Origin of the sequence: Paraburkholderia sp. CNPSo 3281, from assembly GCF_024206515.1 — a bacterium.
Classification (GTDB): domain Bacteria; phylum Pseudomonadota; class Gammaproteobacteria; order Burkholderiales; family Burkholderiaceae; genus Paraburkholderia; species Paraburkholderia nodosa.
Map to the genome: position 1 here is coordinate 1 of NZ_JAMBPS010000103.1, position 12164 is coordinate 12164.

The window sequence follows — 12164 nt, forward strand, 5'->3', positions numbered from 1 at the left end:
GCAACAGCTTGGGGGTGAAAGTCCCCTGCCCAACCTGATGGTGGTGAAGGGCTAGTGAAACGCAAGGGCGTCGTCGTGAGGCGGGGTCTGAAGGAAGCGTGTAGCAAAGCCACGACCTGACGAACAGAAACCAGATACGAGGCCTACCCAGTCGGACGAGCGAGCAAATGATTGCGAAGTCCATAACCATCAAGGGCTGGGGTGGTAAATCTGGCAGGTGCGTGGTGAAGGCGGTTGAGCTTACCTTCTATGAGCGGAATATTGTCAAGGCATGTCACGAGCTCGCTGTGGTTCGAACATTGACTGCGCGGTCAATTCAATCCGCTGGCGCCTGGCCAGCCTCATCCTGCATGCGCGTTGCGCCGGAGTTGTGTCCAGGAACATGCCCCATCTCGGGATCGGTTGCATGGCAACCCGGTAAGAACACGGGCATGTTCACCTCAAACCTGTGCCTGCTGCGCCAACGCGCAAATGCATTGACCCCACTGCTTTCGGCGTAGCGCCTGAACGACGGCGACGCTCAGCGACCGGCGATGACACTGCGCCGGTCTCCCACACGAATCTTGCGGGCTTGCGTTCAACGAAGGCAAGCAATAGCAGTCCTGAGCCCAACGTAAACGATTGAATGTGACTATACAAAAATCCTACGAACTCAAGGTCACGGCGATCAGTATAAAGGGTCATCAACTCGACGGAAAATGCGTCGATGTGGCATTCCAATTAGGCGGATCTTGCCCGAAAACATTGCGAACGAAGAAATCCAGGAGCTTACGCTCGGTGAAGATACCGGGGGCTCCATGATCAGCACCAGGCACATAGACCATTTCGAATTCCTTTCCCGCCTTAATGAGTCGAACCTGAAAAATTCGAAGGGCCTTGTGCAGCAAGGGTTTGGAGCGGAAAGTTGTTGATGCATTTGCAGGAACCTGGCAGATTCTGGGTTGTTTCCTGCAAATTCTGTCGAGGTCTGGATGGGTCCGAAGACACCAGTAAGCGAAGGCGATTTGTTCCGGCATCCTCTGCGCGAGCAGATCAACCTGAAGCATCCCCTGGTGCGCCTGGCCGATCTGATCAACTGGAACGGATTGAATGCGTCGATGAGCGCGAGCTTCGTCTCACGCAAGGGTCGGCCGGCCACGTCACCGAGGCTGATTGCTGGCTTGTTGTATCTCCAGCATGCGTTCGATCTGTCGGACGAGGAAGTGGTCTGGCAATGGGTGGAGAACCCGTATTGGGTGCGCCGGGAGACCGGCAAGGTGTAGGTGGTGAGAGTCCACTACGATGAAGGCATAGCGAGCCACGTCGCCCCCGAGCCGTGCGCGGGCATCCGCGAGGAGGTCAGCGAAGCGTCGGCAGGGGAATGTGTAGGCCAGCCATGGAGCCACGAAATGGTTTATATCCCGGATGCCGACGCGCTCCAATACGTGGAAGGCAATACGAGCGGGCGCGACATCGCGAGTGCCTGCCGATCCGGCGTGGTCGTAGAACCTGGCATGCACGCAAGCGCCTTGCACGGGAACCGGGAGATCTCACGTCTGACCTGGCGTTGTAGCGGTATTGGCCAGGTCCGCGTCGGGAAGGTGAGGAGCCGAAGCCGATGATGTACGGACGTGAGAAGTCAGACTCCGCCGTAGTAGCGAAGAAGCCTGCGAACAAGGCCGGGAAACCGGCTGCGGAGTGGGCGGAGCCAAGGGCGGGGACCGAGGGGAACGCGAGCCAGAATCACACGTGCCGGGCGCAGAACCGGGGAAGCGTGTCACAGGGACTGGATCGCGTACGGCAGTTGGCGAGACAGCATAAGAAGATGCGTTTCACGACGTTGCTGCACCACGTCACAGTCGAGCGGTTGAGTGCTGCATTCTATGCGCTCAAACGTAAGGCGGCGCCGGGAGTTGACGGCATGACGTGGCAAAGCTATGAAGCGGGACTGGAGAGCAATCTCCGGGACCTGCACAAGCGGGTTCACACAGGGAGCTACCGTGCCCAGCCAGTGTTGCGCCGTTATATACCCAAGGGCGACGGAGGTCTCAGGCCGTTGGGTATAGCTGCACTGGAAGACAAGCTTGTGCAGAGCGTAATGGTTGATGTTCTGAACGCCATTTATGAGGGAGACTTTCTGGGCTTCTCGTACGGATTTCGTCCGGGTCGTAGCCAGCATGATGCGCTCGACGCATTGGCTGCCGCGATTCAGTGGCGACCGGTGAACTGGATTCTGGACGCCGACATTCGAAGCTTTTTCGACACCGTCAACAGGCAATGGTTGATCCGTTTCGTGAAGCATCGGGTGGCGGACCCGAGGGTCATTCGCCTGATCGGCAAATGGCTCGATGCTGGGGTGCTGGACAATGGCCGGCTAACGTCGGTACAGGCCGTAGAGAGCGTCAAGCAGCGTGGCCGGTCATCGACAACTATTTTGGCCGGTCAACGGGGTAGTTGTCGTCGGTTATCAGGTCATATTTGACGTTGCTCCTTCGTAGTTGTCGTTGCGTGATCGCATAGTTGACGCTCACCGCTACTGTGTAGCGTTGCCATCGTCAGGCAACTGGCCGCTAAACGGGTTGGCCGGGTTGTCGGCGTGTAATTGACGCCGCCGTGCGTTCTGTTTGTCGCCGGCCTTGCGGCGGCGGTAGCTTTGGACGTTGAGCTCGAAGATCGTCGAATGATGCACAAGCCGGTCGATGGCGGCGACCGTCATGCCGGGGTCGGGGAACACGTCATTCCAGCCCGAGAACGGTTGATTGGCCGTTATCAGAAGACTTTTACGCTCATACCTCTCGGCAATCAGTTCGAACAGCACGCTGGTCTCGGCCTGATCCTTGCGGGCATACGACAGGTCGTCTAGCGCGATGAGGTCGAAGCGGTCGAGCTTGGCCAGTGCTGAAGGTAACTGCAGGCTCTGGCGTGCCGCCTGCAGTTTCTGGACGAGCTCGCTGGTGCGCGTGAACAGCACGCGGTAGCCGGCATCGATCAGGGCGTGTCCGATGGCCGAACCCAGATGACTTTTCCCGACTCCAGGTGGGCCGAACAGGAGGACCGTGGCGCCTTTCTCCAGCCATGACTCGCCGGTGGCCAGCGCCGTCACATGAGCCTTCGAGACCATTGGCACAGCGCTGAAGTCGAAGGTGGCGAGCGTCTTGGTCGGATCCAGATGCGACTCGGTCCGATGCCGCTCGATGCGTCGTTTGGCACGCTCAGCCAGTTCGTGCTCAAGCAGTGCGCCAAGCAGTCGCGTGGCCTGCCAGCCTTCCTTGTCCGAACGCTCGGCGAACTCGGGCCACAACCTGCCGATCGTTGGCAAACGCAGCTCGTTGAGCATCAGGGCCAAGCGGCCACCATCATGTGCGGGCGCGTTCATGCTGCCACCTCCTCGAGCAGTTCGTCATAGACGGCAACGGGCGGCATCTGGACCTCCACTTCCGGACACGCGGCCTCACGGGGAGCGTACTGCTCACGCAGCGCCTTGAGATCGGGCAGCTTGCCGGCTTCCAGCAACACGTCAAGCTGTCCGGCCAGTGCGGCCTCCACGCCGTGCAGGCCGGCGAGTTCAAGCAGGCCAACCATCGTCTTGCATGCTTCGCGTTGCGACAGGCGGGCATCGAGTTGTTCCCAGGTCCGGCGGTAGGCCTCGCGCGGGAACAGTGCATCACGAAACGCGAGCCCCTTGAATGCCTGCGGTTTGCGCTTCAGGGAGCCAATGAAGTGGCGGTAGTCAAGCGCGTGACGGTTGTCGTGCGCACGGGAGCCCCGTGCGGTGCTGTGCACCAGCACGCCGGACAGGTAACAGTCGAGCCGGTCGCCGTAGACGCGCACCTTCAGCCGGTGGCCAATCAGGCGCGACGGCGCACTGTAGAGGATGCCCCGCACCGTGAACGTGCTGCAACGGGTCACAGGAGCCTCCTCCTCGACGAAGTCGGTGGTACGGTACTCCGGCAGATCCTGAAGCTGCTGGCGCTCGATACGGAACGCAGCGGCATTGCGCCGGTTTCGACGCATCACCTGCTCGCGGATGAATTCATCGTAGGCGGCACGATCAGCGAAGTCGCGATGGCCACGCAGCATCAAGGCCTGATCGACCGCGTCCTTCAGATACCGGTGCGAGGATTCGACACTCCCGTTCTCGTGGTTATGGCCTCGAGGCCATAATGCAGAGGTTTTTTTGGTTAGCGATCGCGGCCGCAGACGCCTGAACAGGCTAAGCGAGGCCAATCCGAGATCGGTAATCAAAAAAACGTTTGTGCTAAACCGCTCCACGGGCGGTGGCGGCTATGGGCATTGAATGAACGACTCGGTGGTTCGCGATGCTCGGGGCGTGACTATCGCGCCGAGGTTCAGGGCGAGCGAGTGCGGGATGCACAGTGAGCGCGGCAGCAATGCGAGCTTCAGTGGGCGGGTAAGCCGAAGTTTCGGAGCATTGTGCTGCGAGAGCATACCGAAGACACGAGTTCGGGCACGCAGGCCTGATCGGGCAAGGCGGGCGTGTTGGGCAAAAGTGTCGATATCGGCTAGTGCACATGGGCGGGAGCAGGTGGAGCCCGCGGAAGGATGCCGGGCACGCCGCCTTCGATGCGGACCATGTGGCCCTTGCCGCACACGGGGCAGTCACGCAATGACCTGCCGGTGAGCCGCTGGTAACGGTCGCGGTAATCTCCTCCGTTGGCGGGTGATTCGGCGGCGGGCGGCTCGACGCCAAGCAGGTGCCGGCAGATGGCCAGGCGCTGCGCCCGGTGGCAGTTGGCGAGCCAGCCGTAGCTGCGAATGCGCTTGAAGCCGTCGGGCAGCACGTGCAGCAGGAAGCGGCGGATGAACTCGTCAGCCGTGAGCGTCATGGTCCTGTGCCGGGCCTCGTGCCGGTAGTCCTTCCAGCGGAACTGCACGCCGTTTCCGTCGAAACCCAGCAGCCGGTTATTGGAGATGGCGACGCGATGGGTATAGCGCCCCAGGTAATCGAGCACATGTTCGGCACCGCCAAAGGGTGGCTTGGCGTAGACGACCCACTCAGACCTGGCAGCGGGCGCAAGCCAGGCAGCGAATTCCCTGGCATCCCTCAGGAATTCGAGCTGGCCGTGCAGGCGAAGCATGCCAGCGTCAAAAGCGCGGCGCAGCTGCTCGAGGAACAGTCGGCGAAAGAGTCGTGAGAGCACCCGCACGGGCAGGAAGAATCCGGGGCGGCAAGTGATCCAGCGTTCACCGTCCGGGGAGATGCCACCACCGGGCACGACACAATGCACGTGCGGGTGGTGCAGCAGATTCTGCCCCCACGTGTGCAGGATCGTGATGAAGCCGATCTCGGCGCCCAGGTGCTTCGGATCGGCAGCGATCGTGCGAAGCGTCTCGGCGCTGGCGCGAAACAGCATGTCGTAGAGCACGCGTTTGTTCTGGTACGCGAGAGTCGCGATGGGTTCGGGAAGCGTGAAGACGACATGGAAGTACTCGGTCTCGGGAAGCAGCTCGGCCTGCCGGCGTTCAAGCCATTGCCCACGGGCGAGCGACTGGCACTTTGGGCAATGTCTATTGCGGCAAGAGTCGTAGGCGATGCGCTGATGGCCGCACGCGTCGCACCGCTCGACATGCCCGCCGAGCGCGGCGGTACGACAAAGCTCGATGGCGCTCATCACGCGCCGCTGGACACGAGTGAGCCCCTCGGCGTGGGTCTGCCGATACTGCGGACCACAGCGGCGAAGGATGTCCGCCACCTCGAGCGCCGGGCGCATCGCCGGCTTCAGAAGTACTCGGGCGCAGGTGGCGGCGATGGAATCGGCGCGGCGTGCGGCAGCAGATCGAAGGGACTCGCTGTCGCACATACGGTGCTGGTCGCGATTCTCAAGTAGCGCGAAGTAGTCGCGAGGGACCTATGGCCCATGAGCAGCTGGATCCTGCGCACATCGGTACCGGCTTCGAGCAGATGGGTCGCGAATGCATGCCTCAGGGAATGCGGTGTTATCGGCTTCCGGATGCCACATCGTTGGCGAGCGAGAGCGCAGATTCGCGAGACGGCGCCCCGAGTGATGGGGTGTCCAGGAATATCACCGGGAAACAGCCAGCCGCGGGGGTGAGCGTCTTGCCAGTACGTTCTGAGGATCTCGAGCAGACGCGGCGAGAGCATTACGTAGCGATCCTTGCGGTTCTTGCCCTGGTTCACACGGATGACCATGCGCTTGCTGTCGATGTCCGTGACCTTCAGGTGGACGACTTCCGACACGCGCAGGCCGGCGGCGTAGGCAACCATCAGGATGGTCCGATGCTTCAGGCTGGGGATCGAGTCGAAGAAGGTGGTGATCTCCTCCAGGCTGAGGACAACCGGCAGGCGGACTGGCTTCCTGGGCAATGGGAAATCCTCGTCACTCCAGTTACGTTTGAGCGTCACGCGATAGAGAAAGCGCAGTGCACCGATCGCCGGGCTGAGACTGGCGGGTGCCAGCTTGCGCTCTTCGCGGAGATAGATGAGCCAGGCCCGGATCTCCTCGGGACCCAGCAGTTCGGGCGAACGGCGGAAATGTCGGGCGAAACTGGATACCTGAATCAGATAGGACTTCTGGGTATTCTCTGCAAGGTTGCGGATCTGCATGTCATGCAGCATGCGTTGGCGCAGTGGCGTCATGGCGAGCCTCCTGGAAGCAGTGGATGGAATGCCCGACCGGGCCTTCACATACTGCTCCTGGCGGTACAGGTCACCGCTTCGCCGGGGTTCAGCGCCAGACAACCCTCTTCATGAAACGTCAGCCATAGCCCTGCGCCCACCTCCCACTACCGCTTCAGCGGTTTAGTACATCCACGAGTATGGTGCGGTAAAAAATATGTCACAGTGGTTCTCAACAACCCCCATCGTCTATCGCGTTGACGTTTCCATGACGACATAGTTTTCAGGCTGATACTGATATTCCACTGATCAATGATGGGGGAATATCATGTTCGAGACTCTCTTTACGCGTCCGCATGTTCTTGCTGCCCACAATCTCGCGCCCTGCGTGGAATCCAGGAAGCGCTTCCTCGTACATTGTCAGGAACAGGGTTATCCGCTCAGGTCGATTCGGAAGATCGCGTGGATCCTGCTGGTTTTTTCACAGAGCATTGATCTGTCCCGCCCGCGGTTAATAACGCACGAGGAAATCGCGTTTGCGGTTGACCATCGGATTCGACTTCTCCGAAGTGAGCGCACGAACGAGTCCCGCAGCTCGCGGCTTCTGTTCATCCATACCGCCACGGCCTGGCTGCGTTTTCTGGGGCGTCTGGAGGAACGGCATCCTATAGAAGAACCATTTGTTCGCTATGTCGAGCACTACGTCGATTTCATGCGCGACCAGCGAGGACTTTCCTCTGCCACGATTTCAACCTGTCGTGATGAGATCGGCCATTTTCTGGCAATGGTCTGTCGCCCTGACAAGGCACTCGATGCTCTCACCATCCACGATGTCGACACCTACCTCGCCTATCAAGGCAACCGCGGCTGGAGCAGAGTCTCATTGCACGCGCTTGCGAGCACGCTGCGCAATTTCTTCCGGTACGCAGAAGGACAAGGGTGGGCTACCAACGTTGCGTCGGGCATTGAGGCACCTGTGGTGTATAGAGAGGAGGGGTTGCCGCTCGGGCTGAACTGGGATGACGTGCAAAGGTTTGTCGCCAGCTTTGTCGGCGAGAGCACGATCGATCTACGCAACCGTGCGATGATCATGCTGCTGGTTGTTTACGGACTGAGGCGCGGCGAGGTAGTACGGCTCCGTCTGGAGGACATCGACTGGTGCGGCGAGATCCTTCATGTCAATCGTCCGAAGCAACGCTGCACACAGCAATACCCGCTGGTGGCAACCGTTGGAAACGCCATTCTGCGCTACCTGAAGGAAGCGCGTCCACGAAGCGCCCATCGAGAGCTCTTCCTGTCGGTCGAGGCGCCGATCCGACCGCTGTCACCCGGACGCGTAAGCGGCATTGTCCGCTCGCGTCTCACGACGCTGGGCATCGATATTCCGCGGCGTGGCGCACATTGCCTGAGGCACGCCAACGCCCGGCACTTACTCGACGCGGGTTTTGCGCTGAAGGAGATCGGTGATCACCTCGGCCATCGCAGCGCTTCGTCGACGAGAATCTATGCGAAGGTCGACCTGACCGGACTGCGGTGTGTAGCCGGAATCGATCTGGGGAGTCTGCTATGAAGCTCTCCGAACTCGTCGCCCAATACGTGAGCCACAAACGGGCGTTGGGCATGCGCTTCAATTCCGAGGCGGCCACGCTTGCCTCATTCTGCCACCGGGTTGATGGCAACATTGATGTGGAATCGGTCACGGTCGGACAGGTACAGGACTTTCTGACAGGCAACAGGCCGCTGACTAACCATTGGCGGAAGAGAAGGTCTGTACTTGACTGCCTGTTTCGTTTTGCTCTCTCGCGTGGATATGTCCAGGCTTCGCCGCTTCCTCGCTACAGTCCGAGATTGCCGCCACCGCTGACACCCTATATTTATTCGCAGCAGGAATTAAAGCGCCTGCTCGACGTGGCGTCGGCGGCATGCAGTCCACGCGGTCTGCTGGATGCATATGTTTTGCGTGCACTCATTCTCATTCTGTACGGCGGTTGCCTCCGCCATGGCGAAGCCTTGCGGCTAACCATGCAGGACGTCGATCTCGACGAAGCCGTCCTGCACGTGCGCGAGAGCAAATTCTATAGATCCAGGCTGGTTCCGCTAGGCGTAGATCTGAATAGAGCGATGCAAACTTATGCCCGGCAACGCAACCAGAGATTTGGGCAGGCACCGGATGCGCCGTTCTTCTGCTTACGCGATGGTCGCCCCCTGAGCCAGAAAGCTGTGCGCAAGGCCTTTCAGCGACAGCGTACTCTGGCAAATATCCAACGCGAAGGCGGTGCGTCCTGCCAGCCGAGGCTGCATGATTTGCGACACTCAGGCGCAGTGCACCGGCTAATCGCCTGGTATCGCTGCGGCGCGGATTTGCAACTGTTGTTGCCGCAGCTCGCGACCTATCTCGGCCACATCGATCTCGCGGGCACCCAACGCTACCTTACCCTGACGCCCGAGTTGCTGAATGCAGCGAGCACGCGCTTTGAAACATACGTCCTTGAGGTGCAACATGAATAACTCATCCCTGCTGGGTCCGTGGATCCGACGTTTCCTGATTGAGTATCTGGTGGGCGAACGTAACCTTGCCGTCAATACGCAAAGAAGTTACCGCGACATGCTCATGCTGTTGCTTCCGTATTTAGCCGCCAAAGGTCGACAAGCGGATCGATCGCCTGACCGTTGATGATCTCTCCGCGCAAATGGTCCGTCTGTTCCTGACGCACATGGAAGAACAACGCCACTGTACGGTCAGCACACGAAATCAGCGGCTTGGCGGCATCCATGCGCTGGCTCGTTTCATCGGCGAACATGCGCCTGAATACGTCGACTGGTGGGCACAGATTCATCTGATTCCTGTCAAGAGAACCAGTCGGCCGGAGATCAGCTACCTTAGCAGGCAGGAAATGGACGCCCTGCTCGCTGCCTCTGACGTCAATACAGCGCAGGGGCAGCGCGAACATGCGTTACTGCTCTTCATGTTTAACTCAGGAGCGCGTGCAAGCGAAGCTGCGCAGCTCAAGATTGGCGACGTTGACTGGCACACGTGCTCGGTCAGCATCGTCGGCAAGGGGAACAGACATCGCCGCTGCCCGCTCTGGAAATCCACACTCGATGCGTTGCGCTCAGAGTCCGAGGGGAGGGCCGCAGACGCGCCGGTGTTCCTCAATCGATTCCACCAGACGATGACGCGCTCCGGCATTCATGCATTGGTCAAGCGCTGCGCTATCCGTGCTGCAGCCAACGCGCCGTCGCTTGCCGGCAAGAATGTGCACCCACATGTGATTCGGCATACGACCGCCTCGCTACTACTCCAGGCCGGTGTCGACATCAATACGATACGCGGCTGGCTTGGGCACGTTTCGTTGGAGACGACCAATATCTACGCCGAGATCAATCTGGAAACAAAGGCGCGGGCGCTAGCGACATGCGAAGTGGAAGGCGGTGCCGAAGGACAAAAGCAATGGCGGGATCAGCCCGACCTGATGACCTTCCTCCGCACCTTGTAACCGAATAATATGTGCTGTTCGCTTTCCACAAAGGTACCGCCTTGGCCTAGTTCGTTATCGAGCAGCACATATTTTTTACCGCACCATACTCGTGGCCCAGACCGCGATTGTTACGCGTGCCCTGCATCTCGTAGTGATCGAGCAGCGCCTTGTAACGGGTCGTGAAGTCCTCCTTCTCGCTCAGGTTCTTGAAGGCGGCTGACAGGCTGTCGGTGCGATGCTCGCGCGGGCAACCTCCCGCCTGCCATAGAGCGTTCTGCAAACCGTTGGCGAGGGCTTCGAAGCTCTCACCACCCTCAACGACGCAGGCGTACTCCCAGCGCGAGAACGCCAGCACGAAGTGATACAGCCGGTGCTCGAAGGGCGCGCCGCCAATCGTCACGCACAGCTTGCTCATATCGGTGAAGTCAGACAACCCGCGCACGCCGGGTTGATGCTCCTGGGGGAAGAAGATCTCCTGGCTGGGACCTTCGAGCGCACGCCATTGAGAAATGCGTCGTTCCAGCGTGCGACGCATGCTGTCGGGATAGCAGCCCGGGTGATCATCCTGCAGCTTGCGCAGGATCGTGATGCCCATCAGATGAGGGGCGTTGCGTAGTAACGGCACGACCTCGCTGTCCCAGACATCGACGAATGGATCGGGACGCGTACGCCAGGAGCGCCGCGGCTTCTGGGATGGCAACGTCGCGTCACGCTCGATGCGGCGTGCGCTGCGCACGCTTATTCCTGCCTTGGCGGCCGCGACTTCCTGCGGATGGTGTTTGCGCTTGTTCATGTAGAGGCGAACCTGTTGGTCGGTGATGCGGGTTCCAGACATGTGCTGACCGCTTCTTCTTTAAGAATCGATCAGCCATCCTATTTCCCCGCCGACGCGGCGCCGCCGGTGGTTCGTCGCCTCCGGCGGCTACGCCGCCTCCGACTCCTCACCACCGGCCAAAACCAACGTCAACGACCGGCCAAGCTAATTGTCGCCGCCCAAGGCCGGTACGCCACAGGGTTCGGTGATCTCCCCACTACTCGCCAATATCTATCTTCACTATGTCTTTGATTTGTGGATAGAGCGATGGCGGCGTCAGCGGGCCCGTGGCGCGGTGGTTGTGTCGCGGTATGCGAACGATACGGTGGTGGGCTTCCAGTACGAAGCAGATGCGTTGCTGCTGATGAAGGACCTGCGGCAACGCATGGCGGAATTCGACCTCACGCTGCACCCGGAGAAGACCCGTCTGCTGGAGTTTGGTCGGTATGCCGCCGAGCGGCGAAGGCGCAAGGGCATGGGGAAGCCGGAGACGTTTACTTATCTGGGTTTTACCCACATAAGTGGGACGTCACTCAACGGCAGTTTCCAGCTCAAACGCAAGAGCCGCAAGGACCGGCTGCGCGCGAAGCTCAAGCAGGTCAAGGAACAAATGCGCCTGCGTATGCACGAGCCGATCGCCTCACAAGGGCGATGGCTGGCGCAGATCGTTCGGGGCTACTTTGCGTACCATGCCGTTCCGACCAATATCCGGTCGCTGCGTGCGTTCAGGCACGGCATTATGAACATCTGGCGGCGGACGCTTCGGCGTCGCAGTCAGAAGGACACGATGACGTGGCAGCGTATTCAGCGGCTGGCAGACGAGTGGTTGCCTCAACCGCAGATTCTTCATGCCTGGCCAGATCGCCGATTTGCCGTCAATCACCCGAGGTGGGAGCCGAATGCCTGAATTGGGCACGTTCGGATCTATGCGGGGGGTGTCGGGTAACTGGCATTCCTACCGCAATCAAGTCTTCACCGGCGAAACGTTTTTACAGACCGAACCGCCGATCGATCCGTCGAGCCTGACGCGCTGGCGCAAGCGCCTATCGGCGCGAAGTTGAGTTTGCCGGCGATCAGGAACAGCACTGTGCGCATGGTTTCGAGGTTTGCGTAGCCGCGAGCGCGTCGCTTGGCGGCCTGAAACAGGCCGTTGAGTGCTTCCAGAAAGCCGTTGGTCTGGCGCGTCTGGGTCCATGCGACGATGCCGTCGAAGTGTTTTCGGATCATGCGGGCGACCTCCTTCATGGGTTCAACCTTGGATCGCATCACGTTGGTACACCACTGCTCGAGCATC

General features: G+C 60.1%; 9 protein-coding genes and 4 pseudogenes. 7 read left to right on the plus strand and 6 right to left on the minus strand.

What is annotated here, in order from left to right; all coding sequences use genetic code 11:
• Positions 1 to 971: 971 nt before the first annotated feature.
• Positions 972 to 1235: pseudogene (locus tag M3I56_RS39500) on the plus strand (transposase); the annotation flags it as partial.
• A gap of 569 nt (positions 1236 to 1804) precedes the next feature.
• On the plus strand, positions 1805 to 2461 hold the full coding sequence (locus M3I56_RS39505) for a reverse transcriptase domain-containing protein (protein WP_375541879.1): 657 nt from the start codon (positions 1805 to 1807) through the stop codon (positions 2459 to 2461).
• A 51-nt stretch (positions 2462 to 2512) separates the two neighbouring features.
• Here M3I56_RS39505 and istB read toward each other — a convergent pair whose 3' ends face one another.
• The 4 genes and pseudogenes from istB to M3I56_RS39525 form a co-directional block, all read right to left on the minus strand.
• Complete coding sequence (gene istB, locus M3I56_RS39510; protein WP_254358506.1) at positions 2513 to 3355, minus strand: IS21-like element helper ATPase IstB; 843 nt, start codon at positions 3353 to 3355, stop codon at positions 2513 to 2515.
• A pseudogene (locus M3I56_RS39515) lies at positions 3352 to 4134 on the minus strand (IS21 family transposase); the annotation flags it as partial. The gene istB and the pseudogene M3I56_RS39515, both read right to left, overlap by 4 nt.
• A gap of 368 nt (positions 4135 to 4502) precedes the next feature.
• The gene (locus M3I56_RS39520) at positions 4503 to 5711 is read right to left on the minus strand and encodes an IS91 family transposase (protein ID WP_254358512.1); all 1209 of its coding nucleotides are present in this window, start codon (positions 5709 to 5711) and stop codon (positions 4503 to 4505) included.
• 8 nt (positions 5712 to 5719) lie between these two features.
• The gene (locus M3I56_RS39525) at positions 5720 to 6598 is read right to left on the minus strand and encodes a site-specific integrase (protein WP_254358507.1); all 879 of its coding nucleotides are present in this window, start codon (positions 6596 to 6598) and stop codon (positions 5720 to 5722) included.
• Between the two features lie 307 nt (positions 6599 to 6905).
• On the opposite strand from M3I56_RS39525, the gene M3I56_RS39530 reads away from it, so the two are divergent.
• The 4 genes from M3I56_RS39530 to M3I56_RS39545 are packed head-to-tail and all read left to right on the plus strand — an operon-like array spanning position 6906 to position 10074.
• Positions 6906 to 8147, plus strand: a complete 1242-nt coding sequence (locus M3I56_RS39530) for a tyrosine-type recombinase/integrase (RefSeq protein WP_254358508.1) — start codon at positions 6906 to 6908, stop codon at positions 8145 to 8147.
• A complete protein-coding gene (locus M3I56_RS39535; protein WP_254340574.1) occupies positions 8144 to 9085 on the plus strand; it encodes a tyrosine-type recombinase/integrase in 942 nt (313 codons plus the stop codon). The genes M3I56_RS39530 and M3I56_RS39535 overlap by 4 nt, the downstream gene beginning before the upstream one ends.
• Positions 9078 to 9251 carry a hypothetical protein gene (locus M3I56_RS39540; protein WP_254358509.1) on the plus strand — a complete coding sequence of 58 codons (174 nt, stop codon included), beginning with the start codon at positions 9078 to 9080 and terminating at the stop codon, positions 9249 to 9251. The genes M3I56_RS39535 and M3I56_RS39540 overlap by 8 nt, the downstream gene beginning before the upstream one ends.
• A gap of 16 nt (positions 9252 to 9267) precedes the next feature.
• Positions 9268 to 10074 (plus strand): tyrosine-type recombinase/integrase, encoded by an 807-nt coding sequence (locus M3I56_RS39545; RefSeq protein WP_254358510.1) that lies wholly within the window; start codon positions 9268 to 9270, stop codon positions 10072 to 10074.
• A gap of 70 nt (positions 10075 to 10144) precedes the next feature.
• Here M3I56_RS39545 and istA read toward each other — a convergent pair.
• Positions 10145 to 10891: pseudogene (gene istA, locus M3I56_RS39550) on the minus strand (IS21 family transposase); the annotation flags it as partial.
• 148 nt (positions 10892 to 11039) lie between these two features.
• On the opposite strand from istA, the gene M3I56_RS39555 reads away from it, so the two are divergent.
• The gene (locus tag M3I56_RS39555; RefSeq protein ID WP_254358511.1) at positions 11040 to 11777 is read left to right on the plus strand and encodes a reverse transcriptase domain-containing protein; all 738 of its coding nucleotides are present in this window, start codon (positions 11040 to 11042) and stop codon (positions 11775 to 11777) included.
• Between the two features lie 122 nt (positions 11778 to 11899).
• Here the strand turns inward: M3I56_RS39555 and M3I56_RS39560 are convergent.
• Positions 11900 to 12164, minus strand: a pseudogene (locus M3I56_RS39560) (transposase); the annotation flags it as partial.

Coding starts and splice junctions, on each gene's coding strand:
- M3I56_RS39505 (WP_375541879.1), top strand. CDS start 1,805: ATGCGTTTCACGACGTTGCTGCACCACGTCACAGTCGAGCGGTTGAGT.
- M3I56_RS39525 (WP_254358507.1), bottom strand. CDS start 6,598: ATGACGCCACTGCGCCAACGCATGCTGCATGACATGCAGATCCGCAAC.
- M3I56_RS39520 (WP_254358512.1), bottom strand. CDS start 5,711: ATGCGCCCGGCGCTCGAGGTGGCGGACATCCTTCGCCGCTGTGGTCCG.
- istB (WP_254358506.1), bottom strand. CDS start 3,355: ATGAACGCGCCCGCACATGATGGTGGCCGCTTGGCCCTGATGCTCAAC.
- M3I56_RS39545 (WP_254358510.1), top strand. CDS start 9,268: ATGGTCCGTCTGTTCCTGACGCACATGGAAGAACAACGCCACTGTACG.
- M3I56_RS39535 (WP_254340574.1), top strand. CDS start 8,144: ATGAAGCTCTCCGAACTCGTCGCCCAATACGTGAGCCACAAACGGGCG.
- M3I56_RS39530 (WP_254358508.1), top strand. CDS start 6,906: ATGTTCGAGACTCTCTTTACGCGTCCGCATGTTCTTGCTGCCCACAAT.
- M3I56_RS39540 (WP_254358509.1), top strand. CDS start 9,078: ATGAATAACTCATCCCTGCTGGGTCCGTGGATCCGACGTTTCCTGATT.